Source organism: Methylobacterium sp. Leaf123 (assembly GCF_001423405.1).
Taxonomy (GTDB): Bacteria; Pseudomonadota; Alphaproteobacteria; order Rhizobiales; family Beijerinckiaceae; genus Methylobacterium.
The window spans coordinates 25,834-52,406 of the sequence record NZ_LMNS01000040.1; the positions used below are offsets into that span (position 1 = coordinate 25,834).

The 26,573-nt window shown below is 69.0% G+C and carries 26 protein-coding genes; 13 read left to right on the forward strand and 13 right to left on the reverse strand.

The window, feature by feature from the left end; translation table 11 throughout:
* Position 1 precedes the first annotated feature (1 nt).
* From ASF53_RS26940 to ASF53_RS23930, 5 genes are all read left to right on the forward strand, one after another.
* Complete coding sequence (locus ASF53_RS26940; protein WP_286134691.1) at positions 2-133, forward strand: hypothetical protein; 132 nt, start codon at positions 2-4, stop codon at positions 131-133.
* On the forward strand, positions 130-1,020 hold the full coding sequence (aztA, locus tag ASF53_RS23915; RefSeq protein ID WP_056204962.1) for a zinc ABC transporter ATP-binding protein AztA: 891 nt from the start codon (positions 130-132) through the stop codon (positions 1,018-1,020). The genes ASF53_RS26940 and aztA overlap by 4 nt, the downstream gene beginning before the upstream one ends.
* Complete coding sequence (locus ASF53_RS23920) at positions 1,017-1,904, forward strand: metal ABC transporter permease (protein ID WP_186813007.1); 888 nt, start codon at positions 1,017-1,019, stop codon at positions 1,902-1,904. The genes aztA and ASF53_RS23920 overlap by 4 nt, the downstream gene beginning before the upstream one ends.
* Positions 1,905-2,448: 544 nt before the next feature.
* Positions 2,449-5,970: a DNA polymerase III subunit alpha gene (gene dnaE, locus ASF53_RS23925; protein ID WP_056204965.1), complete on the forward strand. Its 3,522-nt coding sequence runs from the start codon at positions 2,449-2,451 to the stop codon at positions 5,968-5,970.
* Between the two features lie 302 nt (positions 5,971-6,272).
* Positions 6,273-7,058, forward strand: coding sequence for a lytic murein transglycosylase (locus ASF53_RS23930; RefSeq protein WP_056204968.1), 786 nt, complete (start codon positions 6,273-6,275; stop codon positions 7,056-7,058).
* Between the two features lie 110 nt (positions 7,059-7,168).
* Here ASF53_RS23930 and ASF53_RS23935 read toward each other — a convergent pair whose 3' ends face one another.
* The 4 genes from ASF53_RS23935 to ASF53_RS23950 all read right to left on the reverse strand — a co-directional run bounded on the left by ASF53_RS23935 (position 7,169) and on the right by ASF53_RS23950 (position 10,405).
* Positions 7,169-7,864, reverse strand: coding sequence for a gamma-glutamylcyclotransferase (locus ASF53_RS23935; RefSeq protein ID WP_056204970.1), 696 nt, complete (start codon positions 7,862-7,864; stop codon positions 7,169-7,171).
* Between the two features lie 155 nt (positions 7,865-8,019).
* A protein-coding gene (locus ASF53_RS23940) for an IS5 family transposase (RefSeq protein WP_153876776.1) occupies positions 8,020-8,786 on the reverse strand; the annotation gives its coding sequence in 2 pieces (ribosomal slippage) (positions 8,020-8,471 and positions 8,471-8,786; 768 coding nt in all).
* 65 nt (positions 8,787-8,851) lie between these two features.
* On the reverse strand, positions 8,852-9,799 hold the full coding sequence (locus tag ASF53_RS23945; RefSeq protein WP_056204977.1) for a peptidoglycan-binding domain-containing protein: 948 nt from the start codon (positions 9,797-9,799) through the stop codon (positions 8,852-8,854).
* Positions 9,800-10,009: 210 nt separating this feature from the next.
* On the reverse strand, positions 10,010-10,405 hold the full coding sequence (locus tag ASF53_RS23950; protein ID WP_056204979.1) for a hypothetical protein: 396 nt from the start codon (positions 10,403-10,405) through the stop codon (positions 10,010-10,012).
* A gap of 130 nt (positions 10,406-10,535) precedes the next feature.
* On the opposite strand from ASF53_RS23950, the gene recO reads away from it, so the two are divergent.
* Positions 10,536-11,276 carry a DNA repair protein RecO gene (gene recO / locus ASF53_RS23955; protein WP_056204982.1) on the forward strand — a complete coding sequence of 247 codons (741 nt, stop codon included), beginning with the start codon at positions 10,536-10,538 and terminating at the stop codon, positions 11,274-11,276.
* Positions 11,277-11,397: 121 nt separating this feature from the next.
* Complete coding sequence (gene parC, locus ASF53_RS23960) at positions 11,398-13,644, forward strand: DNA topoisomerase IV subunit A (RefSeq protein WP_056204984.1); 2,247 nt, start codon at positions 11,398-11,400, stop codon at positions 13,642-13,644.
* A gap of 76 nt (positions 13,645-13,720) precedes the next feature.
* Here parC and infA read toward each other — a convergent pair whose 3' ends face one another.
* Together infA and ASF53_RS23970 are read right to left on the reverse strand one after the other, a co-directional pair.
* A complete protein-coding gene (infA, locus tag ASF53_RS23965) occupies positions 13,721-13,996 on the reverse strand; it encodes a translation initiation factor IF-1 (RefSeq protein ID WP_003600463.1) in 276 nt (91 codons plus the stop codon).
* A gap of 316 nt (positions 13,997-14,312) precedes the next feature.
* Positions 14,313-15,425, reverse strand: coding sequence for a branched-chain amino acid ABC transporter substrate-binding protein (locus tag ASF53_RS23970; protein WP_056204987.1), 1,113 nt, complete (start codon positions 15,423-15,425; stop codon positions 14,313-14,315).
* 169 nt (positions 15,426-15,594) lie between these two features.
* Between ASF53_RS23970 and ASF53_RS23975 the strand changes: the two genes are divergently transcribed.
* From ASF53_RS23975 to ASF53_RS23990, 4 genes are all read left to right on the forward strand, one after another.
* Entirely contained in the window at positions 15,595-15,918 is a 324-nt protein-coding gene (locus ASF53_RS23975) for an XdhC family protein (RefSeq protein WP_056204992.1), read from the forward strand.
* A 223-nt stretch (positions 15,919-16,141) separates the two neighbouring features.
* On the forward strand, positions 16,142-16,858 hold the full coding sequence (locus ASF53_RS23980) for an XdhC family protein (RefSeq protein WP_056204996.1): 717 nt from the start codon (positions 16,142-16,144) through the stop codon (positions 16,856-16,858).
* Between the two features lie 4 nt (positions 16,859-16,862).
* On the forward strand, positions 16,863-17,873 hold the full coding sequence (locus ASF53_RS23985; RefSeq protein WP_056204999.1) for a molybdopterin-binding protein: 1,011 nt from the start codon (positions 16,863-16,865) through the stop codon (positions 17,871-17,873).
* A complete protein-coding gene (locus ASF53_RS23990) occupies positions 17,860-18,453 on the forward strand; it encodes a nucleotidyltransferase family protein (protein WP_056205003.1) in 594 nt (197 codons plus the stop codon). The genes ASF53_RS23985 and ASF53_RS23990 overlap by 14 nt, the downstream gene beginning before the upstream one ends.
* A 1-nt stretch (position 18,454) precedes the next feature.
* Here the strand turns inward: ASF53_RS23990 and ASF53_RS25450 are convergent, their stop codons facing one another.
* Both ASF53_RS25450 and ASF53_RS23995 read right to left on the reverse strand, forming a co-directional pair.
* Positions 18,455-18,616 (reverse strand): DUF2256 domain-containing protein, encoded by a 162-nt coding sequence (locus ASF53_RS25450; protein WP_200943338.1) that lies wholly within the window; start codon positions 18,614-18,616, stop codon positions 18,455-18,457.
* A gap of 103 nt (positions 18,617-18,719) precedes the next feature.
* Positions 18,720-19,586: a methionyl-tRNA formyltransferase gene (locus ASF53_RS23995; protein ID WP_056205006.1), complete on the reverse strand. Its 867-nt coding sequence runs from the start codon at positions 19,584-19,586 to the stop codon at positions 18,720-18,722.
* A 154-nt stretch (positions 19,587-19,740) separates the two neighbouring features.
* Here ASF53_RS23995 and ASF53_RS24000 point away from each other — a divergent pair, with 154 nt between their 5' ends.
* A complete protein-coding gene (locus ASF53_RS24000; RefSeq protein WP_056205008.1) occupies positions 19,741-20,475 on the forward strand; it encodes an SDR family NAD(P)-dependent oxidoreductase in 735 nt (244 codons plus the stop codon).
* Positions 20,476-20,528: 53 nt separating this feature from the next.
* On the opposite strand, the gene bcsS is transcribed toward ASF53_RS24000, so the two are convergent.
* Positions 20,529-21,290, reverse strand: a complete 762-nt coding sequence (gene bcsS, locus ASF53_RS27055) for a cellulose biosynthesis protein BcsS (RefSeq protein WP_056205011.1) — start codon at positions 21,288-21,290, stop codon at positions 20,529-20,531.
* Positions 21,291-21,541: 251 nt separating this feature from the next.
* On the opposite strand from bcsS, the gene ASF53_RS24010 reads away from it, so the two are divergent.
* On the forward strand, positions 21,542-22,174 hold the full coding sequence (locus tag ASF53_RS24010; RefSeq protein ID WP_286134693.1) for an exopolysaccharide biosynthesis protein: 633 nt from the start codon (positions 21,542-21,544) through the stop codon (positions 22,172-22,174).
* 199 nt (positions 22,175-22,373) lie between these two features.
* Here ASF53_RS24010 and ASF53_RS24015 read toward each other — a convergent pair whose 3' ends face one another.
* From ASF53_RS24015 to ASF53_RS24030, 4 genes are all read right to left on the reverse strand, one after another.
* Positions 22,374-23,084 (reverse strand): ABC transporter ATP-binding protein, encoded by a 711-nt coding sequence (locus ASF53_RS24015; RefSeq protein ID WP_003598168.1) that lies wholly within the window; start codon positions 23,082-23,084, stop codon positions 22,374-22,376.
* A 15-nt stretch (positions 23,085-23,099) separates the two neighbouring features.
* Positions 23,100-24,419, reverse strand: coding sequence for a lipoprotein-releasing ABC transporter permease subunit (locus ASF53_RS24020; protein ID WP_056205014.1), 1,320 nt, complete (start codon positions 24,417-24,419; stop codon positions 23,100-23,102).
* A gap of 12 nt (positions 24,420-24,431) precedes the next feature.
* Entirely contained in the window at positions 24,432-25,757 is a 1,326-nt protein-coding gene (gene proS, locus ASF53_RS24025; protein WP_056205017.1) for a proline--tRNA ligase, read from the reverse strand.
* Between the two features lie 468 nt (positions 25,758-26,225).
* Positions 26,226-26,564 carry a DUF1467 family protein gene (locus ASF53_RS24030; RefSeq protein ID WP_056205020.1) on the reverse strand — a complete coding sequence of 113 codons (339 nt, stop codon included), beginning with the start codon at positions 26,562-26,564 and terminating at the stop codon, positions 26,226-26,228.
* Positions 26,565-26,573 lie beyond the last annotated feature (9 nt).

A 26,573-nucleotide genomic window follows, 5' to 3' on the forward strand; every position in this document is an offset into this window, starting at 1 on the left:
CATGACCCGTGCCGGCGGGACCGTCCGCCTCCCGCGCCGCTCGCTGTTCCGCAGCGGAGTCGGCCCGCGTCTCGTGGCCGCCCTCATCCTGTCGAGCCTGCTCTGGGCCGTGATCCTGTGGGCCAAATCATGAGCGGCGAGGCCGCGCGCGCCGGCGCGATCCGATTTCAGGGCCTGACGCTCGGCTACGACCGGCATCCGGCGGTCCACCATCTCGACGGCACCATCGCGGCCGGCGACCTGCTCGCCGTGGTCGGGCCGAACGGCGCGGGCAAGTCGACGCTGCTGAAGGGCATCGTCGGCGAGATCCGCCCGCTCGATGGCAGCGTCGAGGCGGGGCCGCGCTCCGGCGCCATCGCCTACCTGCCGCAGGCCGCCGAGATCGACCGCAGCTTTCCCTTGAGCGTCCTCGACCTCGTGGCGATGGGGCTGTGGCGCCCGCTCGGCGCGTGGCGCAGCCTCACCCGCCAGCGCAGCCGCCTGATCGAGGCGCTCGCGGCGGTCGGGCTCAACGGCTTCGAGGACCGGCCGATCGGCACCCTCTCCGGCGGCCAGTTCCAGCGCGCCCTGTTCGCCCGGCTGATCCTGCAGGATGCGCGGATCATCCTGCTCGACGAGCCCTTCACCGGCATCGACGAGCGCACCACCGCCGACTTGCTCACCCTGATCCGCGGCTGGCACCGCGAGGGCCGGACCGTGGTCGCGGCCCTGCACGACCTCGGTCAGGTGCGCGCGCATTTCGCCTCGACCCTCGTTCTCGCCCGCCGGCCCATCGCCTGGGGCCCGACGCGCGAGGTGCTGACGCCGCCGGTGCTGGCCCGGGCGCTGCGCCTGTCGGAGGCCTGGGACGAGGCCGCCGCGATCTGCCGCCATGAGGCGCACGAGGCGCATCACGGCGGCTCCCCGGAGACCCCCGCGCCGGGGCACGGCCATGCCGGGCACGGTCACGGCCACGATCATCACGAGCACGGCCATCATGATCACGACCATGGCCGCGCGCATCACGGGGCCGTCTCGTGACGTTTGCCGATTGTCTTGATTTCCTGATCGGCCCCTTCGTCGAGTTCGGCTTCATGCGCCGGGCGCTCGCCGGGTGCCTCGCGCTGTCCCTCTCGGCCCCGCCGCTCGGCGTCTTCCTGATGCTGCGCCGGATGAGCCTGATGAGCGAGGCGATGAGCCACGCCATCCTGCCCGGCGCCGCCGCGGGCTTCCTCGTCGCCGGGCTGTCGCTGCCGGCGATGACGCTGGGCGGGCTCGTGGCCGGGCTCGCGGTGGCGCTGGCCGCCGGGCTCGTCACCCGCTCGACCGTGCTGAAGGAGGATGCCAGTCTGGCCGCCTTCTACCTGATCTCGCTAGCGGGTGGGGTGTTCCTCGTGTCGCTGCGCGGCTCGCAGGTCGATCTGCTGCACATCCTGTTCGGCACCGTGCTGGCGCTCGACGACGACGCGCTCACGCTGCTCGGAGGCATCGCCAGCCTCACGCTGGTGGCGCTCGCCCTGCTCTACCGCCCGCTGGTGATCGAGTGCGTCGATCCGTTGTTCCTGCGCACGGTCAGCCGCGCCGGCGGTCCGGTGCATTCGGCCTTCCTCGCGCTGGTGGTGGTCAACCTCGTCGGCGGCTTCCAGGCGCTCGGCACGCTGCTGGCGGTCGGCCTGATGCTGCTGCCGGCGATCACCGCCCGGTTCTGGGCCGCCGACCTGTCGGGTCTGATCCCGGTGGCGATGCTGGTCTCGATGCTCTCCAGCGTGACCGGCCTGCTCGTCTCATACCATGCCGGCATCCGGCTCCCGACGGGACCGGCGATCGTGCTGGCGGCGGGCGCGCTCTACCTCGTCTCGATGCTGGTCGGCCCCCGCGGCGGCCTGCTCCACCGCCTCGTGCGGCGGCGCCACTTGGAGGCGTGAGGCGAATCGCTCCGGCGCGCCGGAGCGGCCCCGATTCATCATGGCCGGGAGGATGCGCCCCGCGGCGCGAAGGCATCGACCTGATGCGTCTCCAGGCGTGAAGGCGCCGTCTGCCGACGGCCACCGTGGCGCCGGCAACACATCGTTCACCATTCCAACGCGTCGTTCGGCCCCGAGGCTTTACACAGAACAAAACAGGAACAAAGATCACTCCATCAACAGGGAGTGGAAGCGATGACCAAGCGTGTGCTCTTCACCAGCCTCGTCGAGTTCACCGCCTTTGGCCTGCTCTTCGGAGCGGTCGCGCTCTGGGCGGTAGCCTTGGCGCCGATCCATTAAAGGTTCGCGTTCGAGCGCGGTTTGTTCCGGCCTCGGCTGCGTTGCTCACAGGAAAGGGCATCGAGCCGGCGTTTTCGGCCCGCCGCGCCGATCCGCACGGCGTCGGGCGCGAAGAGCGGTGGATATCGGGCGCAGTGCGGCGCCTTGGTGACAGACTCGGAAGGCATGGAGCGGCGATCTTAGCGGGCTCCGAGCAGGGTCCTTCATGGCGCGCACACTCAAAGAGGTCGGCTTCGTCCACCTCCATGTCCACTCGTCTTACTCGCTGCTCGAAGGCGGCGTGAAGGCGGGCGATCTCGTCAAGGCGGCCGCGGCCGACCGGCAGCCTGCGCTCGCGCTCACCGACACCAACAACCTGTTCGGGGCGCTGGAATTCTCCGAATACGCCGCCAAGGCGGGGATCCAGCCGATCGCCGGGCTCCAGCTCACGATCTGCTTCGAGGCGCCCGACCCGATGGCGCGCCTGCCCCAGGCCGGCTGCGCCAACATCGTGCTGCTCGCCCAGGACGAGACCGGATACGGCAACCTGCTGCGGCTCGGCAGCCGGGCCCATTTCGACGGTCCGCTCGGCGCCGCCCCCAACCTCGCCGTCTCGGCACTGGAGGGCAATGTCGAGGGGCTGATCGGCCTCACCGGCGGGCTCACGGGGCCGCTCGATACCAGCCTGCGCGCCGGCCGCGCCGATCAGGCCGCGCGCCGCCTGGAGATCCTGAAAGGGGCGTTCGGCGAGGACCGGCTCTACGTCGAGATCCAGCGCCACGGCCTTGATGACGAGCGCGCGGTCGAGCGCGAATTGCTGCGGCTCGCGGACACGAACGGCCTCGGCATCGTCGCCACCAACGAACCGTTCTTCGCCAAGCCCGGCGATTACGACGCGCACGACGCGCTGCTCGCCATCGCAGAGGGCCGTCTCGTCTCCGACGAGCGCCGCCGCCGGCTGACCCCGCGCCACGCCTTCACCACGCGCGCCGCGATGATGGAGCTGTTCCGCGATCTGCCGGACGCGCTCTCGGCCTCCGTCGAGATCGCCATGCGTTGCTCCTACCGGGCGCGCACCCGCAAACCCATCCTGCCGAATTTCGCCAGCGTCGCTGCGGGCGAGGCGCCGCCCATGGCCGAGGCCCTGGCCGAAGCCGCCGAGACGCCGGTTCAGGCGGTCGCCGCCGACGAGCCGACGGAGCTGTGCCGGCAGGCCGAGGCCGGGCTGGAGCTGCGCCTGAAGCAGCACGGCACCGCCCCCGGCTTCACAGAGGAGGATTACCGCGCGCGGCTGAAGTTCGAGCTCGACGTCATCGTCAAGATGAAGTTCCCGGGCTACTTCCTGATCGTCTCGGACTTCATCAAATGGGCCAAGGACCACGACATCCCCGTGGGGCCGGGCCGCGGCTCGGGCGCGGGCTCGCTGGTGGCGTGGTCGCTCCTCATCACCGATCTTGACCCCCTCCGCTTCGGCCTGCTGTTCGAGCGCTTCCTCAATCCTGAGCGCGTCTCGATGCCGGACTTCGACATCGACTTCTGCGTCGAGGGCCGCGAGCGGGTGATCCGCTACGTGCAGCAGCGCTACGGCGAGCGGCAGGTCGGGCAGATCATCACCTTCGGTACGCTGCTCGCCCGCGGCGTGCTGCGCGACGTCGGCCGCGTGCTGGAAATGCCCTACGGGCAGGTCGACAAGCTGACCAAGCTCGTGCCGCAGAACCCGGCCAACCCCGTGACCCTGGCCCAGGCGATCGAGGGCGAGCCCAAGCTCCAGCAGGCGATCGAGGAGGAGCCGATCGTCGCGCGCCTCATCGAGATCTCGAAGAAGCTGGAGGGCCTGCACCGCCACGCCTCGACCCACGCCGCCGGCGTGGTGATCGGCGACCGCCCACTCGAAGAACTGGTGCCGCTCTACCGAGACCCGAAGACGGGCATGCGGGTGACCCAGTTCAACATGAAATGGGTCGAGCAAGCCGGCTTGGTAAAGTTCGACTTCCTTGGCCTCAAGACCCTCACCATGCTGCGGTGCTGCACCGATCTGCTCAAGCAGCGCGGCATCGAGGTCGATCTCGCCCAGATCCCGCTGGATGACAAGAAAACCTACGAGCCGATGGGCCGGGGCGAGACCGTCGCGGTGTTCCAGGTGGAATCCGCCGGCATGCGGAAAGCGCTCTGCGAGATGCAGGCCGACCGCCTGGAGGACATCATCGCCCTGGTGGCGCTCTACCGGCCGGGCCCGATGGCCAACATCCCGGTCTATTGCGAGCGCAAGCTCGGGCGCGACGCCGGCAACGAGGCGAGCTGGTACTCGCACCCGATGCTGGAGCCGATCCTGAAGGAGACCTTCGGGATCATCGTCTACCAAGAGCAGGTGATGGAGGTCGCCAAGGTTCTCGCCGGCTACACGCTGGGCGAGGCCGACATGCTCCGCCGCGCCATGGGTAAGAAGATCAAGGCGGAGATGGACGCCCAGCGCGACCGCTTCGTGAAGGGCTGCACCGAGAACGGCCTGACCAAAGCCAAGGCCGACGAGATCTTCGACCTGCTCGCGAAGTTCGCCGATTATGGCTTCAACAAGTCCCACGCCGCGGCCTACGCGCTGGTGACCTACCAGACCGCCTATCTGAAGGCGAACCATCCGGTCGAGTTCCTGGCCGCGGCCATGACGCTCGACATCGACAACACCGACAAGCTCGCCGAATTCCGCCAGGACGCGCAGCGCCTGAAGATCACCGTCGAGCCGCCGTCGGTGAACACCTCCGGCGTGGTGTTCGACGTGCGGGAGGGGCGCATCCTCTACGCGCTCGCCGCGATCAAGGGCGTCGGCCGCTCGGCGGTGGAATCGATCGTCGCCGCCCGCGGTGACACACCGTTCAAGGATCTCGCCTGCTTTGCCCGGCGCCTGAACCCGCGCCACGTCAACAAGCGCACGCTGGAGAACCTGATCGCGGCCGGGGCGCTGGATTGCATCGAGCCCGACCGGGCACGCGCCTGGGCCGCGGTCGAGCCGATGATGAAGATGGCCCAGGGCGCGGCCGAGGCCGAGACCTCGGGCATCACCGACATGTTCGGCGGCGTCGCCTCGGTGGATGTGGCGCTGCGCATCCCAGCCCACGAGTTCTGGACCCACACCGACAAGCTGAAACGCGAGTGCGATGCCATCGGCTTCTTCCTCTCGGGCCATCCGCTCGACGAGTACGGGCCGATCCTCGAAAAGCTGCGGGTCCAGTCCTGGGCGGATTTCTGCCGGGCGGTGCGGGCGGGCACGGCCAGCGTCGGGCGGATCGCGGCCTCGGTGCTCGACCGCTCGGAGCGGCGCACCAAGAGCGGCAACAAGCTCGGCATCGTCATCCTCTCGGACCAGACCGGGCATTTCGAGGCGATCATCTTCTCCGAAGGGCTCAACCAGTACCGCGACATCCTCGAACCCGGCCGCCCGCTGGTGCTGACGATCCAGGCCAATCTGGAGGGCGAGGACGTGCGCGCCCGCATCACCACCGCCGAACCCCTCGATCAGGCCGCCGCCCGCCACCAGAAGGGCATGCGTATCTTCCTGCGCGATGACCGCGCCTTGAGTTCGGTGCAGCAGCGCCTGACCCTGCGCGGCGAGGGCGAGGTGTCGCTGATCCTCATCCTCGATGGCGGCGAGCGCGAGGTCGAGGTGCGACTGAAGGATCGCTACCAGGCGACCCCGCAGGTTGCGGGTGCGCTGCGCGCCGTGCCGGGGGTGGTTCAGGTCGAGGTGAACTGAGTGTCGCTCGTGAAACGCCCGCTGCGCCGCCGTGCCCAGCGGGCGTTTCATGAGGCATTCGGAGCGGGATCGGCTGCAATCGGCCGGTAACCAATCCGATCACGTCCGCAGAATCATGGCGTTGCAGCGCCGTTTGTGCCTCACCGCCGCCACAGCTCGGTGATTCTGCCAAGGTATGGTTCGTCCGAACTCAAGGTAACGGGCATGGGCTCCGATCGCGGGGCTCGCCCGGTGCCGCGCAACGGCCGAAGTCCTGTGATTGCCGCGGCGCCGCGTAAGGCCGCCGCCTGATGGAGTGTGGGATGACCGGACACGGTTTGAGAATGGTGGCCATCGCCGCCCTGATGGGGCTGGCCGGCACGGCGCAGGCGGCGCAGTGCGGCAACAATGCCGCCGGCTTCGAGGCCTGGAAGGACGAATTCGCCGCCGAGGCCAAGGGCCGAGCGAGCCCGGCCTCGCTCGCAGCCCTCGCCAACACCTCCTACTCCACCGCGACCATCTCGGCCGATCGCGGCCAGAAGAGCTTCAAGCTCTCGCTCGACCAGTTCCTGGCCAAGCGCGGCGGCAACACCATCGTCTCCCGCGGGCGCGCCCTCAAAGCGCAGAACGCGGCGCTCTTCGCCTCGATCGAGCAGCGCTACGGCGTGCCGCCGGGCCCGCTGCTGGCGATCTGGGGCATGGAGACCGGCTTCGGTGCCGTGAAGGGCAACGTCAACACCCTCTCGGCGGTGGCGACGCTGGCCTACGATTGCCGCCGCTCGGCCTACTTCACCGATCAGCTCTACGCGGCGCTCAAGCTCGTCGATAGCGGCGTCCTGACGCCGGCGACCCGGGGTGCAGCCCATGGCGAGGTCGGCCACACCCAGTTCCTCCCGAAGAACGTCCTGACCTACGGCGTGGGCGGCAGCCTCGACAGCGCGCCGGTCGCGCTGAACTCCACCGCCAACTTCCTGAAGGGTCACGGTTGGCAGCGCGGCGCGGGCTACCAGCCCGGCGAGCCGAACTTCGCCGCGATCCAGGGCTGGAACGCCGCCGGCGTCTACCAGCGCGCCATCGCGCTCCTCGGCGCCCGGATCGACGGGCAGTAGTCTTCGCGTCCGTCAGGGCGAGCGGAGCGAAGCCGTCCCGCGGCGTGCCCGATCCGGCACGCCTGCCCCCGGATGGTTTCGGCTCCGGCTCGCGATGACGGTGGCGAGCACTACGCGCAGGCGGCGCGCCGCTCCCGCAGGCGCTCGGCCACGAGCGCCTGAAGCGACCACAGATGCCGGTCGTGGATGCCGAGCCGGGCGCAGGCCTCCACGGTGCGGAACAGATACTCGGCGCTCGGGCCCAGATGCCCGCAGGCGGCGGCGATCTTGTCCGCGATCTCGGTGTCGGAGAGGCGGCCGGTGTAGCGGTCGCTCTGCCGGTTCACCATGAAGGTCAGCGCCGTGACCGGCCCGGTCTCCGTCTCGACGGTGACCCAGCGGCCCTCATAGCCCTTGCCCTTCATCTCCCGCCGCCAGACCGGCATCAGGATGCCATGCGGGTCGGCATCGTCCAGGCGGAAGGCGACGCCGCGGCAGATCCCGCCCCGGTCGAGCCCCAGCACGAAGCCCGGATTCTCCGGCGTGCCGCGAAACCGCCGCTGCAACAGGCAGAACCGGCGGTGCCAGCCCCGCAGCGTGCCGAGCCGTTGCTCGGTGAAGGCGAATTCCGGGTTCCACAGCAGCGAGCCGTAGGCGAACACCCACAGGCCGCCCTCGGAGGAGGCGCGACGCGTCAGCATCGCCGCAAGCTCGGGCGCGAGGTCGGCGTCGGAAAGCAGCGTCAGCGCGGTCTCATCGTCGGGGACGGTGTCGGGATGGGCACGGGCGATGAGGTCGAGGGAGAGCGACAGGGAACGAGGCGGCATGATGCCAGGATCACCTTCGCAGGACGTATTAAGCAACAGCCGCAGGCGGAAGGGAGACACGCCTCACCTCCACGTCCCATTGAGGCATTTCCGGGTTGACGAGGGCCTCCCGCTTAGTACGAAATGCGGACTTCAGAGAGTTCTAGGGCCTGTTGTCACTTGATCCAATCGCAGGCTGCGGCGAGGCAGAGGACGCCTGTGAAGCTGGCGGCGGTCTTCTCGTAGCGGGTGGCCACCGCCCGCCATTCCTTCAGCCGCGCCCAGAGGCGCTCGACGCGGTTGCGGTTGGTGTAGATCCAGTCCGGGCAGCGGGTGGGTGCTTCGTTGCGCTTGGTGGGGACGGCTGGCTTGGCGCCCACGTCGCGGATGTGCTGACGGAAGCCGTGACTGGAGTAGCCGCGGTCGGCCACGACCCACAGCGGCACGCCGGGCAACTGGTCGAGCAACGGCACGGCGTGGGGCAGTTCGTGCGCCTGTCCCGGCGCGAGGCGGAAGGCGACGGCGCGGCCCGCGCCGTCGGCGATCACGCAGGCCTTGGTGCCATACCCGCCACGAGACCGGCCAAGCGCTTCACGACCGTCTCGCTCGGTCGCAGATCCCCCCTTTTGGCCGCACCTGCCGCCTTCTGGTGCGCCCGCATGTTGGTGCCGTCGAGGAACACCATGCCGAGCTGCACGCCGCGCTCCTGCACCAGGGCGAGCAGGCGCTCCCACACCCCGGCACGCGCCCAGCGGATGAAGATCTGCGCCGCCCGCCACCACGGCCCGAACTCGTCTGGAATGGCGCGCCACTTGGCCCCGTTCTGGTGCCGCCACAGGATGGCCGAGAGCGTGCGTTGCAGGTCCTGCGGCGGGGTCTTCGCCTTCGGCCGGCAGGCATGCACCAGCGGCTCTAGAGCCGCCCACTGCGCGTCGTTCAGCATCAGCCCGCTCCATCCAGAGGACGGAAAATGCTCACACCCCCAAGACGTTCAGGCGACGACAGACCCTAGTTCCAGTCCTTTCCGAATATGTAATCTCGGTACTTCCATGGAGGCGAAGGCTTGAGTTTTGCCTCGGAATAAAGCTTCGAAAGCTCGCTGCCGAAGGTCGTGACGCCTCGGATCAGGCCAACCTCGTATTGGAAATGCCACCACTCCGCGCCAAGATAGTCACCGCCGCCCTCGAAAGCCTTTCGCGCGCGGATAGGCCTGAAACCGTGTTTCTCGAACACTGCCGTCAGGTCCAAGAGGTGGTCGGTGACCGACACGCCTTTGACACGGCTCTTATGCGTGACGACGTTCCTAACCGTCGTACTCGGAGGAAGAGCGCCACTTGCTGCGCTTTTCGCCGCGCAGCGTGCGTAGACTCGATAGCGACGATCCCCAAGACGCTCAACGACGTAAGGGTCGGTATCGGGCTTCATCATCCCGCTATAGATCATCAGGTCATGCGCCCGGCCTGAATAATGGAATGAGGTCGCACTCTGATTCGGTCCGACTTTGAAGTATAAATCGCGGATTCCGCCCGAGGATGTGATCAGGCCGCCATGCTTATGAACTTCGTCACAGACTTGATCGAATGCGATCATCACGTCGCTGCGCAAGCGGATCCGGTCATAACCGTCGCCGTACTTGTCGCCTGATCTCGTGGCGATCGTGAGTTTGTTGTCTGTCGGGAGTACAAGAGGCGCGCTGAGTTCCAGATTGCGTGAGCTAAGCGCTGCCTGCAAAGCTTCGATCGTCACGAGGCCAACACGGCCATCCGTGTATAGGCCGCGGTCTTCCTGAAAACGAGTGACCGCATCCTCGGTGTCATTTCCGAAAATCCCGTCCGTCTCCAAAGGCTGGAAGTCTGCGGAAGAGCTTGCGGAGATTCTGCCCTGAAAGTGGAGAAAATTCAGAGCTTCCTGAATAGAACGAACTTCCTCGCCTTTAGCGCCCTTCTCGAGAGTCATGGCACCCTCCAAATTTTCAGTCGTCCGAGAATTGCATTATACGCAGAAAAATCAATGCGGCACCATTCGATTTCGCAGTTTAAACCATCTGTAGATTGTACCGGGAGCCAAGCCCGCTCCGCAGTCCATTATATGGACTGCCGTCATGGCAGGCGAGCGTACGATGACTGCAGAATCAATGCGCTTTCTTCTTGCAAAAGAAGGGAAGGGTTAATTGGCCAAGCCCGAATCAAGCTCCGCAAACGGCTCGCTGCGATGCCCCTCGCAGACATCCTCCTCGTCCCGCAGGACGGTGAGCGCCCCGGCCTCCTCCCGCACCACGAGCTTGGGCCGTTCCGGCTTGCCGAAGGTGCGTCCGCTCATCCGGGTCGAGATGCAGGTGAGCTGGCGCCCGCCATCCTCGAACGGGCCGGCGATCCGGCTGTGGGCGAACCGCACCGGGATCAGCGAGACCGAACCGAAGGCGACCTGGCGCCGAGCCAGCGCGGCGATCCGCTCGCGGACCGTGCCGGTGGCGGCGGAAGGCGAAGGCGGGGCAGCGGTCGCGGTGCAGCCGCCGACCGCGAGGACCATTGCCAGCATCACCCCGCTGCGCCGCCCGAGCATCACCGAATCTCCCGTTGCGGGAAAAGCGTAGCGGTTTCGATCAGGGCGTGAAACGGGGTGCGGTTCGCACGGGCCCTCTCTTCCGCCTGCAGTGCTCCCACAGGCCGAGAAAAATGACTATCTGTCTTCCATGCAATGGATCGACGATGGCCTGGTGATCGGCCTGCGCAAGCACGGCGAGACCGGGATCGTGCTCGAACTGATGACGCCGGCGCACGGGCGCCATCTCGGGCTGGTCCATGGCGGCCGCTCGCGGCGGATGCAGCCGATGCTCCAGCCCGGCAACACCCTGCGCGCGACGTGGCGGGCCCGGCTCGACGGGTCGCTCGGCTCCTACGCGGTCGAGCCCCTGACCCTGAACGCCTCGCGGCTGATGGATTCGGGCCTCGCGCTCTACGGGGTCGCGCATCTCTCGGCGCTGCTGCGGCTCCTGCCGGAGCGCGACCCGCATCCGGCGCTCTACGAGGCGGCGCAGATCCTGCTCGCCCATCTCGACGATCCCGAGATCGCGCCTGCGCTGATGGTGCGGTTCGAACTGGCGCTGCTCGCGGGGCTCGGCTTCGGCCTCGACCTGTCGCATTGTGCGGCCACGGGCGCCAACGACGCCCTGGTCTACGTCTCCCCGAAGAGCGGGCGCGCGGTCAGCGCCTCGGCGGGCGAGCCCTATCGTGACCGCCTGCTGGCGCTGCCGCCCTTCCTGCGCGACCGCGACCAGCCCGGCAGCGGCTGGCGCACGCCCGACGCCCACGACGTTCGGGAGGGGTTTACCTTGACGGGGTACTTCCTCGATCAGCATGTCTGGCGTCCGCGGGCGCAGGCGACGCCGGAGGAACGCGCACGATTCGTCGCACTCGGCACTGGCCAGAGTTGACCGTGTTCGTGTTATGTTCCGGTTTATTTCGAGAAGCGCCGTGACCCGTCGGGACGGGGCGCGGTAGCGGACGCCAACGCAAGGTCGGCGCCCGGACTGAACTGACGATGTGGAGTGAGTGATGGGCCAGCCCGTCCTGCCGCCGCCGAGCGACGGCATCGAGAGCGTCGAGCTGAAGACGGCGCTGGAGGAGCGCTACTATGCCTATGCGCTCTCCACGATCATGCAGCGCGCGCTGCCCGATGCCCGCGACGGCTTGAAGCCCGTGCACCGGCGCATCCTCTACGGCATGCGCCTGCTGCGGCTCGACCCGACCTCGGCGTTCAAGAAATGCGCGAAGATCGTCGGCGACGTGATGGGTGACTTCCACCCGCACGGCGACCAAGCGATCTACGACGCGCTGGTGCGCCTCTCCCAGGATTTCGCCCAGCGCTACCCTCTGGTCGATGGCCAGGGGAATTTCGGCAATATCGATGGCGATGGTCCGGCGGCCTACCGCTACACCGAGGCGCGGCTGACGGAAGTCGCCCGCCTGCTGCTCGACGGGATCGACGAGGACACGGTCGATTTCCGCGCCTCCTATAACGGCGAGAAGGAGGAGCCGATCGTCCTGCCGGCGGCCTTCCCGAACCTGCTCGCCAATGGCAGCCAGGGCATCGCGGTCGGCATGGCGACCTCGATCCCGCCGCACAACGCCGCCGAACTCTGCGACGCGGCGCTCTACCTGATCCAGAACCGCGAGGCGACGTCGGAACAGCTCTGCACCTTCGTGCAGGGGCCGGACTTCCCCACCGGCGGCATCCTGATCGACTCAGCCGAGAGCATCCGCGAGGCCTACCGCACCGGCCGCGGCGGTTTCCGCGTGCGCGCCCGCTGGGCCAAGGAGGATCTCGGCCGCGGCACCTGGAACATCGTCGTCACCGAGATTCCCTACGGCGTGCCGAAGGCGCGGCTGATCGAGAAGCTCGCCGACCTGCTCCAGGAGAAGAAGCTGCCGCTGCTCGCCGACGTGCGCGACGAATCGGCGGAGGATGTGCGCGTCGTGCTGGAGCCGCGTTCGCGCTCGGTCGATCCGGTGATGCTGATGGAATCGCTGTTCCGGCTCTCCGAGCTGGAATCGCGGATTCCGCTGAACCTCAACGTCCTCGTCGGCGGCGTCGTACCCCGGGTGATCGGCCTTGCCGAATGCCTGCGCGAGTGGGTCGATCACCGCCGCGTCGTGCTCCAGCGCCGGTCGAGCTACCGCCTAGGCCAGATCGAACGGCGCCTCGAAATCCTCGGCGGCCTGCTCATCGTCTATCTCGACCTCGACGAGGTGATCCGCATCATCCGCGAGGAGGACGAGCCGAAGGCCGCGCTCATGGCGCGGTTCGAACTCACCGAGGTCCAGGCCAACGCCATCCTCGACACCCGTCTGCGCTCCCTGCGCAAGCTCGAAGAGATGGAGCTGAAGCGCGAGTTCGAGGCGCTGACCGCGGAGAAGGAGGGGATCGAGGGATTGCTGGCCTCCGAGAAGCTCCAATGGACGGAGATCACCAAGCAGATCCGCGCGGTGAAGAAGACCTTCGGCCCCGAGACCAAGCTCGGCAAGCGGCGCACTACGCTCGAAAATCCGCCGGACACCGCCGGGATCGACTTCACCGCCGCCATGGTCGAGCGTGAGCCGATCACCGTGATCCTGTCCGAGAAGGGCTGGATCCGGGCGCTCAAGGGGCACGTCGCCGACCTGTCGGGCGTCACCTTCAAAGGCGACGACAGCCTGAAGGTCGCCTTCCTCAGCGAGACGACGGCCAAGATCCTGCTGCTCGCCTCGAACGGCAAGGTCTTCACCCTGGAAGCCTCGAAGCTGCCCGGCGGGCGTGGCTTCGGCGATCCGGTGCGGCTGATGGTCGATCTCGACGACGGCACCGAGATCGTGGCGGCCCTGCCCTACAAACCGGAGAGCAAGCTGCTCGTCGCCGGCTCGGACGGCCGCGGCTTCATCGCGCCCTCCGACGCGCTGGTCGCCAACACCCGCAAGGGCAAGGCGATCCTCGGCCTCGATGAGGGGACGCACGCGGTGCTGCTGGTGCCGGCCGAGGGCGACCATGTCGCCGTCTGCTCATCCGACAAGCTGATGCTGGTCTTCCCAGCCTCCGAAGTCACGGAGCTCGGCCGCGGCAAGGGCGTGCGCCTGCAGCGCTGCCGCCAGAGCCAGCTCGCGGATGCCTGCGTCTTCACCCTGGCGGAAGGCCTGCCCTGGCGCGATGGCTCGGGTCAGGCGCGGCTCGCCAATGCAGGCATGCTGGAGAAGTGGATGGGCCACCGGTCCGATGCCGGCACGCTGATGACCCGCAGCTTCCCGAAATTCGAGCGGTTCGGGAAGTAGGGTTTTCGACTTTCGGGCGGTGCCCTGTGGGGCGCCGCTCGGCAAGCTCGATCGAACGAAGGGCGGTTCGACGCCTTTAGCGGCGACGGAACTGCTGGCCGCCGCGCTGGGGCGGACGCGGACCGGAGCGCTCGTCCTTGTGACGGAACACGAGGCGACCCTTCTCCAGGTCGTAGGGGGACATCTCGACGGTGACGCGGTCTCCGGCCAGAGTCTTGATGCGGTTCTTCTTCATCTTGCCGGCCGTGTAGGCGACGATCTCGTGACCCTGGTCGAGCTGCACGCGGTAGCGCGCGTCCGGCAGGATCTCGACGACCAAGCCGTCGAACTGCATCAATTCCTCTTTTGCCATACATCTATCTCCGGCCGGGCTGCCTGCACGGGGCGCTCCGGCAAAATCAAAAATCGGTCTATCGTGCGAAACGCGCGGCGCTGCGGGTCCGATCCGCTCGGGACGAGAGGCGTCAGCGATGCCGGGCGTCGGGTGCCTTTCGCGAAACTCCCGGATCGGGGAGTCCTCCCTTCGGCCGGACAAGCGGCACGACGGGTGTTTCGCGAAGGGCACCAATCCTGCGACTTAAGCGTCGGACGCGCTTTGTGCAAGAATATCCGCCCCGGAATGCCCGCTTAACCTCAACGCCGGGTGGAATCTCGTGGCCTCCGCCGCCTCATGGCGAGACGTCGTTGCCGGCAAAGTCGAGCCGCCCGTCGGGAAGCCGGCGCCACGCGGCGACCGAGAACGGCGGCTTCACAAGATCGCCACCTGCGTCGAACGCCACCTCGCCAAGCACCGTGCGCAGGGCGGCACCGCTATGGAGAAAGGCGGCGACCTTGGCCGGCTCGACCGAGCGCGCACCCTCGATCCCCTGCCGCACGACTTCGACCGCCGCGTAGGCGGGGCCGGCGAACATCTCGGCCTCCGCATTCCGCGGCGCCTTGGCGCCCCTCGGTTCGGGCAGGCGCGGCGGGGCGGGCGCCACCGTCATCAGCGTGCCCTCGGCGCCGGCAATTTGCGAAAAGTCCCGGTCGAGCAGCCCGTCGCTGCCGATCACCTGCGTCGACAGGCCGGCCTCGCGCATCGCCCGGACCAGCGCGCCGGCCGGGGCGGACAGGCCGCCGAAATAGATCGCCTCGATCCCGAGCGCCCGCAGCTTGGCGACGAGCGCCGCGATCTCGCGATCGTCGCGGGAGACGCCCTCGAACAGGCGTTCCTGCCCGCCGCGGGCCTTGAGGGCGCGGGCGGCCTCGTCGGCGAGCCCGCGACCGAAGCTGGTCTTGTCATGGACGATGGCGACCGGCTTGCCGCGGAACCGCTCGGCCAGCAGCGTGCCGCCGAGTGCGCCCTGCTGCGCGTCGCTGCCCGAGAGCCGGAACAGCAGGCCGGCGCCACGGCGGGTCAGCGGCGCCCAGGTCGCGCCAGGCGTGACCGAGACGATGCCGGCCTCCTCGTAGACCGAACTTGCCGCGGCGGCGGCGCCCGAGGTGAGCGGGCCGATGACGAAGCGCACGCCGCTGCCGGCGAATTTGCGCGCGACCGCCACCGCCTGTTTGGGGTCGGCGGCATCGTCCTGCACCACGAGCTGGAGCTTGCGCCCCATGACTCCACCGGCGCGGTTGATCTCGGCGACCGCCTGCTCGACCCCGAGCCGCGCCCCCTGGCCGAACCCGGCATCCGGCCCGCTCAACGGCGCGGCGAGCCCGATCTTCAGCGGCTCGGCGGCGCTGGCAGGACCTGCGAGGGTGAGGGCGAGAAGGGTCGCCAACGCACTCCGCTTCGACACACCACGCTCCCGTCCGGCCACTGGAAAATCCGCCGTCCTTGATGAAGTCCGCCTCGCGGGCTTGCAAGCGCCGCGGTTGGCCGCATTGCGGAACGAGCCGACAGGCCTACCTCTCTCGTGACGGGACGGTCGGGAGCGGCGGAACCGGTAGTTTCAGGACGTGAATCCCATGCTCTCCACCGACGACGACATCCTGCGCGCCGCCGAGGGCTGGCGACGCGAGGGCCGCGCGGTCGCACTCGCCACCGTGATCGAGACCTGGGGCTCGGCGCCGCGCCCGGTCGGCAGCCATCTCGTCATCGACGGTGACAGCCGCTTCCTCGGCTCGGTCTCCGGCGGCTGCGTCGAGGGCGCGGTCATCACCGAGGCGCTGGAGGTGATCGAGGACGGGCGCCCGCGCACCTTGGAGTTCGGCGTCGCTGACGAGACCGCGTGGCGGGCCGGCCTCTCCTGCGGCGGCCGCATCCGCGTCTTCGTCGAACGCATCGACTGAGCCATAGGCGCCCGTGCCGATCCCACCCACCGCCTCATCCTGAGGTGCCGCAGCGAAGCGGTGGCCTCGAAGGATCCTCCAGAAGCCTCGCGATCCCTGGAGGATCCTTCGAGGCCGCTTCGCGGCACCTCAGGATGAGGACGTGAGTTGGAACGAAGGTCGCGTGGCTCCGCCGGTTCTTCGAGCCGAAACCCGACTTGCTCTATCGCTTCCCGAGACCCCCATGCGCCTCGACACCCTGTCGGCCCTCAACGCGGAGCGCGCGGCGCGCCGCCCGGCCCTGATCGTCACCGATCCCGAGGATGGCGGCCAGCGCCTTGTGCGCGCCGCCGAGATCGATGCCGACCCGCTTGGCCCCCTGCTGCGCGAGCGCCTGCACAGCGGCCGCAGCGGCCTCGGCGAGGGGCCCGACGGGCGCCCGGTCTTCGTAGCCGTCCACGCCCCGCCGGTGCGCTTCGTCGTCATCGGCGCGGTGCACATCTCCCAGGCCCTGGTACCGCTCGCGAGCCAACTCGGCCTCGACCTCACCGTGATCGATCCGCGCACGGCCTTCGCCAGCCCGGAGCGGTTTCCCGGCGTGCGCCTGATTGCCGAATGGCCGGCCGAGGCGCTTCGAGAATTCGGGCCGCTCGACGCCTACACGGCGGTGGCGGCGCTGACCCACGATCCGAAGATCGACGACCCCGCCCTCGTCGCGGCGCTGCGGGCGGACTGCGCCTATATCGGCGCCCTGGGCTCGCGAAAGACCCATGCCCGGCGCGTCGAGCGGCTACAGGCGGCGGGATTCGACGCGGCGGCGATCGGCCGGATCCACGCGCCGATCGGGCTCGATATCGGCGCGGTCTCGCCCGCCGAGATCGCGCTGTCGATCCTCGCCCAGGTCGTCGCGACCCTGCGTCAGGACCGCATCAAAGGCAGCAACGCGGCGGCGGGACGCTGAGCCGATGCAGTTCGGACCCGTCGCGACCCGCGACAGCGCAGGGCTCATCGCCGCCCATACCGTGCGCGCCGAGGGCGCCAGCCTGAAGAAGGGCCGGCCGATCCCCGCCGAGGAGGCCCTGCGCCTCGCCGAGTCCGGAATCCCCGAGATTCTGGCCGTCCGGCTCGACCCCGGCGATGTCGGCGAGGATGCGGCGGCGGCTCGCCTCGCCGGGCATCTCGCCGGGGAGGGACTGCGCGCGGAAGCCCCGTTCACCGGGCGCTGCAATCTGTTCGCGCAAGCCGCGGGCGTGTTCGTGGTCGAGCCGGCCGGGATCGACGCGGTCAACGCCGTTGACGAGGCGATCACGGTGGCGACCCTGCCGGCCTTCCGGCCGGTGGCGGCGGGCGAGATGGTCGCGACGGTGAAAATCATCCCCTACGCGGTCGCCGCCGCACCGCTGGAGCGGGCGCTCGCCGCCGCCGAGACGCCGCCGATGCGGCTCGCGCCCTATCGTCTGGAACGGATCGGCGTGGTCTCGACGCTGCTGCCCGGCCTGAAGGCGGCGACCGTCGCCAAGACCCTACGGGTGCTCGCCGAGCGATTGGCCCCGACGGGTGCGCGGATCGTCGCCGAGACCCGCGTGCGCCACGAGGCTGGCGCGGTCGCGGGCGCCATCGCCGGGGCGGTGGCGGAGGGAGCGGAGCTGGTCGTGGTGTTCGGCGCCTCGGCCATCGCCGACCGGCGCGACGTGATCCCGGCCGGGCTGGAGGCGGCAGGCGGCCGGGTCGAGCAATTCGGCATGCCGGTCGATCCCGGCAACCTGCTGCTCCTCGGCGCCCTCGGCGCCGTGCCGGTGATCGGTGCGCCGGGCTGCGCCCGCTCGCCCAAGGAGAACGGCTTCGACTTCGTCCTGCACCGCCTCCTCGCGGGCCTTCCCGTGACGCGGGCCGACATCGTGCGCCTCGGCGTCGGCGGCCTGCTCACCGAGATCCCCTTGCGGGGCCAGCCGAGGTCGGGCGGTGATGGGCTCTGAGCCGCGCATCGGCGCGGTGCTCCTCGCCGCCGGCCTCGGCTCCCGCTTCGGGCAGGCCGCGAAGATGCTCGCGCCCTATGCCGGCCGGCCGATGGTGCGCCGCGCCGCCGAAGCCGCCCTGGCCTCGCACGCCGGACCGGTCGTCGCGGTGCTCGGCGCCCATGCCGAGGCGGTGCGGGCCGCGCTGGCCGGCCTCGACCTGAGGCTCGTCGAGAACCCCGATCCCGCCGCCGGCCTCTCGACCTCGCTGCGGATCGGGCTTGCCGCCCTGCCGCCGGGCACCGAGGCAGCCTTGGTGCTGCTCGGCGACATGCCGCGGATCGGGCCGGCTCATCTCGATGCGCTGATCGCGGCCTATGCCGGCGCGATGCCGCGTCCCTCCGCCGTGGTGCCGGTGAGCGAGGGGCGCCGCGGCAACCCGGTGCTGCTCAACCTCGTCCGCCTCGGTGCCGACCTCGCCGCGCTGACCGGCGACCACGGCGCAGGGCCGATCCTGAAGCGGCGCGGCGACGTGCTGGAGCTGCCGGCCGATCCGGCGGTGATCTTCGACGTCGACACCCCGGAGGCACTGGGGGGCTAATTCAGCCCTTGTGCGCCGCGCGCTTCGCCTCCGTCCGGCAGCGGTCGGAGCAGTAGCGCACCTCGTCCCAGACCCGCTCCCACTTCTTGCGCCACGCGAAGGGGCGGCCGCACTGGGCACAGATCTTTTCAGGGAGATCGCCCTTACGGCGCATCGGCGGCATCGGCTGGAGCATCGTCCCGAAAGCTGGCCACCGGCTTTTTCGAAAAAGACGATGCAAAACCAAAAGGCGAGAGCCTCATCCTGGATCCATCCAGGACGAAGGTCTAGCGCCCGATCTGCCCGGCCTCGTTGAGCGCCACCTGGCTCCAGCGGGTGAACTGCACGTAGCCGTCGCGGGCGGCTACCACGATCTGGCGGCGGTAGCGGTGCACCACGGTGCCGGGGGCGTGGCGATGGGCCTCCTGCCAGCCATCGGCGGCGGCGACGAAGACGCGGGCATTGCCGAGCCGGGCGATGGTCTCGATCGTGCCGAAGGCGCGCACGCGGCGCAGCACCTCGGCGACGTCCTTGCGGAAGTCGAGGGTGCGGTCGGCATCGTTCACCCGCGGCCAGTAGGAACCGTCGCCCTGCGGTTCCGCCTTGCGCCAGCGCTCGGCCAGATCCTTCCCGATCGGCCCGAGGGCGAGGCGGCGGGCCGCCATCTGGCACTTGGTGAGCAGCGTCTCGTGAGTCTCGTGACCGTCGAGGGGGAAGATGTCCTGGGCGAGGATGTCGCCGGTGTCGAAGCCCTGCTCGGCGAGGACGTGGGCGGTGACGCCCCAGCTCTCGTAGCCGTCGAGAACCGCCTTGAAGAGCGGGTACGGCCCGCGCCCCGTCGGCAGCGGCGAGGGGTGGAGGTTCAGGGCGTAGCGCACCCGCCCGTGCCAGCCCCGCACGAGCCAGGGATAGCCGGAGACGACGAGGACCACGTCGCGGCCGTGCTCGTGGGCGAGGCGCTCGATGTCGTCGGGCAGCAACCGCGAGAGCTGGATCGGGATGCGGTGGCGCCGGGCCTGGGCCACCACGACCTCGTTGTGATCGTAGATGCCGTCGCAGGGCCGGGTGAACAGCTTCACCGGCGTCCAGCCGGCTTCGATCAGCCCGTCGAACACGCCGCCGAGGAAGTCGATGCCGGCAAAGGCGAATTTCATGGGCAGAGACGTCCCGTGGCTGGCCGCCCTGCGACGTTCGGCGCAGGTCAGCGGCGGCGTTGGCCGGCTCCACGCCGACCGGCTCCGCCTTAGCTAGTGGATTTCGAGCACGGGCGAAATCGTCGGGCGGACACCGCCCGACAGGGGGGGCTTCATGGAACGGGTCGTGATCTACGGCGGAACCGGCGGCATCGGCCTCGCCACGGCGCGGGCCCTGCGCGAACGGGGCGCGGCCCTCCACCTCGTCGGCCGCGATCCGGAGCGCCTGGAACGGGCCGCCTCCGAACTCGGCGAGACCGGCTTCACCGCGGGCGACGTCACCGATCCGGCCCTGTTCCCCCGCGTCGCCTCGGAGGCGGGCCCGCGCCTCGGCGGCCTCGTCTACGCGGTCGGCACGATTCAGCTCGCGCCTCTGGCCAAGCTCGACCCGGCGCGCATCGAGGCGGATTTCCGCATCAACGCCCTCGGCGCCTTTCTCGCGGTGCAGGCGGCGGCCCCCGCGCTCAAGGCCGGAGCGGGCGAGGCCAGCGCGGGCGTGGTGCTGTTCTCCACCGTCGCCGTCGCGCAGGGGTTCTCGCACCATGCCTCGGTCGCTATGGCCAAGGGGGCGGTCGAGGGGCTGGCCCTCTCGCTGGCCGCCGAACTCGCGCCCGCGATCCGGGTGAACGTGGTCGCCCCCTCGCTGACCCGGACGCCGCTCGCCGAAACCATCACCCGCAACGCGACGCTGGCCTCCGGCATCGCGTCGATGCACGCGCTCCAGCGCGTCGGCGAGCCCGAGGATGTGGCGGCACTCGCCGCCTTCCTCGCCGGTCCTGAGGCGGGCTACATCACCGGTCAGGTGATCGGCGTCGATGGCGGGCGCTCCTCGCTGCGCACCAAGGGGTAGGCGGCCCTCCCGCATCGTCCCGAACGGTGGTTGGCGGCTTTCGGGACAAGGTTCTAAAGCGCGCTCCAGACAGCGAGGGAGACGTAGGGGCTCCACTGGTTGAGCGGCGTCTCGAGCTGGCCTCCGGCGGAGATGCGGAAGCGGTAGTCCCCCATCGCGTAGTCGGTGATGTGCAGTCCGACGCTCCATTTCCGGTAATCGGTCCGGTCGCCGTAGACGGCCGCCTCGGGGCCGAGATACGCGCCGAACAAGGCAGCACCCCAGGACAGCCGGATATAAGCGTCGCCGCGGGCCGAGCCGAGGATCACCGTCGCGGTCGCCAGCGTCGTCTCGGTCGGCCGCGCCCAGACCTCGCCGTGCAGGCGAAAACCCGCCCGCAGGGGAAGCGCCTGGACGAAGCCGGGGCCGGACAGCGCCTCCCAGGAGGCTTCGGGGCCGGCGAACACCGTCACCGCCCCCCATTCCCGGATGAACTGATAGCCGCCGAGGGCGGCCCCGAGGGCGGTAAAGCGCATCAGAACCGGCATGCCGCCTCCGCCTTCCGGCCGCACGCCGCCCCCGGCCGTCACCAGGGCGACGGGGCCATCGCGGTCGAACCGATCGAAGACGAGCTTCGCTCCGGCTGCGGAAAAGGCGGACGGGCCGGCCTCCATGCTGCCGAACAGGACCGTCCGGAGGGTCGCATCGTCACCGCGGGCCGGGCCACAAGCGAGGATGACGGCCGGAACAACGACAGCGAGGGCGCGACGGCGTGAGGCCCGCCGGGACAAGGCCGGGCGGCGCGAGCCATTACGAGAGGATGCGCGTTTCGACATGGGAGGTCGCGCAGGAATCGGCGGAACGACCAATGGTTGTCACAGCAGATGGCCGTGGTTAAGAGAAATTTACAACTTAGGATAAGTTCGTCGTGTGGATTTACTTGAAATAATGAGCACGATGATTGCGACAACCTGAACGTGGGCGGGCCCCGTGTGGCACGGCACGCGCGCACCCGTGGCGACGCTTGGCGGATGAGCCGGGTTGGGCTAGAGCCGCGCTTACCGAAAAAACCAACGGCCGAGCCGGTTTGTCCTCCGCTGCGCGCACTTCCGACGTTCTCACCATGCTCGCGAGCCAGGAGAGCGAGCGTCTGACCGTCGGCGATATCATCGCTGTGCTGCGGGATCGCGCCTTCGCGCTGCTCGTGGTTCTGCTCGGCCTGCCCAACTGCCTGCCGATGCCGCCGCCGATTCCGCTGATCTGCGGTGTGGTTCTGCTCGTCATCGCCATCCAGATCGTGGCCGGGATGTCGTCCCCGTGGCTGCCGCGGCGGCTGCTCGATCAATCGATCGCCCGCGAGACGGTGGCGAAGGCGGTGAAGCGGGCGGTGCCCCTGCTGCGCCGGCTGGAGCGCTGGTCGCGCCCGCGCCTGACCGTGTTCGACGGGGCCATCGGCATGCGCGGCATGGGCGTGCTGATCCTCGCGCTGTCGCTGGCGCTCATCGTGGCCCCGCCCTTCTTCGGCCAGATCCCGCTCGGGCTCGCAGTCTCGCTGATCGGACTCGGGCTGGTGGAACGCGACGGATTCGTGGTGCTGATCGGGCTGCTGATCGGCGGCGTTGGCGTCGGGATCTCGATCGGCTTCGTCTACACCCTGTTCGCCAGCGTCATGGGCGCCTTCGCTTGGCTCTCCCAGGCGATCCCCGGCCTCGGGCTGTAGCCCTCACAAAGCCGCGCTCGGCCCCTTTCCTGAATAAGACCGCTTTGCCGACAGGTGCCCCGCGCCCTCGATCGGGACGACGCCGCTTGTCGCGATCCGCGCGCGTCGGCGAGGTGATTGCGGTGGCCCGGGGCGAAATCGTCGGAAACGGGATCACGCGCACCGACGCATCCGCGGCCGGACGTTTCCGATCCCCGCCCTATGCCAACTGCTCGATCATCCCGTCGCGGATCGTCACGCGGCGATCCATGCGGGCGGCGAGGTCCATGTTGTGGGTCGCGATCAGCGCCGCGAGGCCGGAGGCGCGCACGAGCTGGAGCAGGATGCTGAAGACTCGGCCCGCGGTCTGGGGGTCGAGGTTGCCCGTCGGCTCGTCGGCGAGCAGCAGGCGGGGTCCGTTGGCAACCGCACGGGCGATGGCGACGCGCTGCTGCTCGCCGCCCGACAATTCGGCCGGGCGATGCGGCAGCCGTTCCTTCAGGCCGAGAAAGCCGAGCAGTTCGGCGGCGCGCGCTTCCGCCTCCTTGCGGGCCAAGCCGCGGATGAGCTGCGGCAGCACCACGTTCTCCAGCGCCGAGAACTCCGGCAGCAGGTGGTGGAACTGGTAGACGAAGCCCATCTCCTCGCGCCGCAGACGGGTGCGCTCGCCATCCGACATGCCGGCCGTCGGCTGGCCGCCGATATAGACCTCGCCGCCATCCGGCCGCTCCAACAGGCCGGCGACGTGGAGCAGGGTCGATTTGCCCGCGCCCGACGGCGCGACCAGGGCGACCAACTCGCCTGGCCAGATCGCGAGATCGGTGCCGCGCAGGATTTCGAGCGTCCCCTCGCCTTGGTGGTAGCGGCGCTGGACGCCCGCGAAGAACAGGGCCGGCACGGGCTGGGCGCCGCCGGCATTCGTCTGAGCCATATCGAGGGCGTTCCGTCAGCCGTAGCGCAGGGCCTGCACCGGATCGAGCCGGGCGGCGCGCCAGGAGGGATAGAGGGTCGCCGCCAGCGACAGCAGCACCGAGGTGATCACGATGATGACGACCTCGCTCGTGTTCATCTCGGCCGGGATCTCGGCGAGGAAGCGCACGGTGGGGTCCCAGGCGGTGGGAAACAGGGTGCGCTGGATCGGCTTGATGTTGAGCGTGAACAGCACGCCGCCGATCAGCCCGATCGCCGTGCCGACGAGGCCGATCAGCGCCCCGTTGATGAGGAAGACCCGCATGATCGTGCCCGGTGTCGCCCCCATCGTGCGCAGGATCGCGATGTCCGAGGACTTGTCGCGCACGAGCAGGATCAGGCCCGAGATGATGTTGAGGGTCGCCACGATGACGATGAGGTTGAGGATCAGGAACATCACGTTCCGCTCCACCTCAAGCGCCCCGAAGAAGGTGCGGTTGGTCTGGCGCCAGTCGGTGAGCAGCACCGGGCGCTCGGCCGCCATTTCGAGCGGTTCACGCATCTCGCCCACCGCGTCGGCATTCTCGAGATAGATCTCGATCACGCTCACATCGCCGTCGCGGTTGAAGAAGGCCTGCGCCTCGGCCAGCGGCATGAAGGCCATGGTGGTGTCGAAATCGGTCACGCCGATCTCGAAGATCGCCTTGACGGCGTAGGTCTTGGTGCGCGGCGCGGTGCCGAACGGCGTGCTCGCGCCCTTCGGCGTCGAGAGCGTCACCTGATCGCCCGCTTGGAGACCGAGGGAATCGGCGAGCCGCTTGCCGAGCGCCACCCCCTGGCCATCGTCGAAGCCTTCGAGCGTCCCACCCTTGATCGCGCCGGAAACGGCGGGGATCTTCGGCAGGTCGGCCTCGCGCACGCCACGCACCAGCACGCCGGAGCCGCCATAGGGCGAGGAGGCAAAGGCCTGCCCCTGCACCATCGGCACCACGGCGCGCACGCCCGCGACCTTTTCGAGCCGGTCGGAGAGATCGACGTAGTCGGTGAAGAGCCGGTCGATCGGCGCGGCGAAGACGTGGCCGTTGAGCCCGATGATCTTGGAGCGCAGTTCCGAGCGGAAGCCGTTCATCACCGAGAGCACGATGATGAGCGTGGCCACACCCACCGCGATGCCGAGCACCGAGAACAGGGCCACTACCGAGACGCCGCCGCCCCGGCGGCGGGCCCGCAGATAGCGGCCGGCAATGATCCACTCGAACCCCGCGAAGGGCGGCGTGGAAGCGCTCGCGCGGGCGTTCTTCAGCCGTGCGAGGACGCCTTTCAAGGAGACACCGGCCTTACCCAACGCAAGCGCCATCGCGGCCGGTCCTCAGAGGCGCCGGATGCGGGCGGGAAGATCGACGGAATCGAGGGTCTCGCGCTCCCCGCTGGCGCGGCGCTTCAGCTCGATCTTGCCCTCGGCCAGACCCTTCGGGCCGACGATCACCTGCCAGGGCAGGCCGATCAGGTCGGCGGTGGCGAATTTGGCGCCCGGCCGCTCGTCGCGGTCGTCGTAGAGCACCGACAGGCCCGCCGTCTCCAAGGCCGCCTGGATCTCGGCGCAGGCCGTGTCGCAGGCGCCATCCCCGACCTTGAGGTTGATCAGCGCCACGTCGAAGGGAGCGATCGCGTCCGGCCAGATGATGCCGGCCTCGTCATGGCTCGCCTCGATGGTCGCGGCCACGAGCCGGCTCGGGCCGATGCCGTAAGAGCCCATATGGACCGGGCGCTCGCTTCCGTCGGGGCCGGTGACGACCGCCTTCATCGGGGTCGAGTACTTGGTGCCGAAATAGAAGATATGGCCGACCTCGATGCCGCGGGCGGAGAGGCGCGAGGCCTCCGGCACCTCGGCGAAGACCGCCTCGTCATGCATCTCGTCGGTGGCGGCGTAGTGCGAGGTCCAGGCATCGACGACGCCCTGCAGCCCGGCCACGTCGTCGAAATCGACGGAAGGCGGCGGCACCGGCATGTCGAGATAGGCCTGATCGCAGAAGACCTCGCTCTCACCGGTCTTGGCGAGGATGATGAACTCGTGGCTGAGATCGCCGCCGATCGGCCCCGTATCGGCGCGCATCGGGATCGCCCGCAGGCCGAGCGTCTCGAAGGTCCGGAGGTAGGAGACGAAGACCTTGTTGTAGGAGTGGCGTGCCGCGGCCTGATCGATGTCGAACGAGTAGCCGTCCTTCATCAGGAACTCGCGCGAGCGCATGGTGCCGAAGCGCGGGCGCACCTCGTCGCGGAACTTCCACGAGATCTGGTAGAGGTTCTTCGGCAGATCCTTGTAGGAGCGGGTGCTGGCCCGGAAGATCTCGGTGACGACCTCTTCCGCGGTCGGCCCGTAGAGCAATTCGCGCTCGTGCCTGTCCTTCAGGCGCAGCATCTCCTTGCCGTAGGCCTCGTAGCGGCCGGATTCGCGCCAGAGGTCGGCGGCCTGGATCGTCGGCATCAGGATCTCGATGGCGCCCGCGCGGTCCTGCTCGGCGCGGATCACGTCGCAGACCTTGTTGAGGACGCGCAGACCCAGCGGCAGCCACGCATAGATGCCGGCCGCCTCCTGGCGGATCATGCCGGCGCGCAGCATCAGCCGGTGCGAGATGATCTCCGCTTCCTTCGGCGTCTCGCGCAGGATCGGCAGGAAGTAGCGGGAGAGACGCATCGTTCGACCTTGGAAGCGGGCGGGCGCAGCCGGAGAGGAGCTAGGCCAGCGTGCGGAGGCACACAACACATTGCCCCCGCAAAACACAAGCGCCCTGCGAACACAGGGTCGGCCGGCAATGCGGCGGAACGAAGCCGGCGAAGCAGCGGCGTGCAGCGTTCTCGACGAACCGTGGAGGCTGTTTGACGCGTCGCTTGCAAAAAAGCGCCGCGAACCCTCTCTCGCCTGATGACAAAGGGAAATGTTCTTCCTATAAGCAGCGCCGTGATGGTCGCAGCCCACGAGGCAGCGCACGGTCCGGGTCTTGGGAGGAACAATCAGCCAACGCGCCGCAAGCAATGCGCGACATAAATCAGGCTGAAAAATACTTCGGTTATCCAAAGCAAGGCCTTGTGCCTTGCTTTTTGTTTTTGGACTGAGCCTCTTCTTGAGCGCGGCTTTCCTCTACTCCGGAGCGCCCTGTCGCCTTTACAGGCGGGCGAGCGGGAAGATCAGAAGCGCCGCGAAGAATGCGATGGCGGCCAGAAGCGTCGTCAGCAACGCCTTCTCACGCAGGCGCGGGCTCGCGGGCGCCCCCGGATCCTGGCCCGGCACCAGCCGCTGCGGATCGGCCTCGGCGGCATTGCCCAGCGGCAGGATCGCGAACAGGAAGGTCCACCACAGCACGAAGTAGAGCGCCAGCGCGCCGAACACCGTCAGCTCGAACCCCTTCACGGCCACCGTCGCGAACAGCGCCGTCAGAAGGGCCACCGTCAGAAGGGTCAGCGGGGTCGAGGCGGTCAGGGTGCGAAGGGACAAGCGGGTCATCATTTTCAA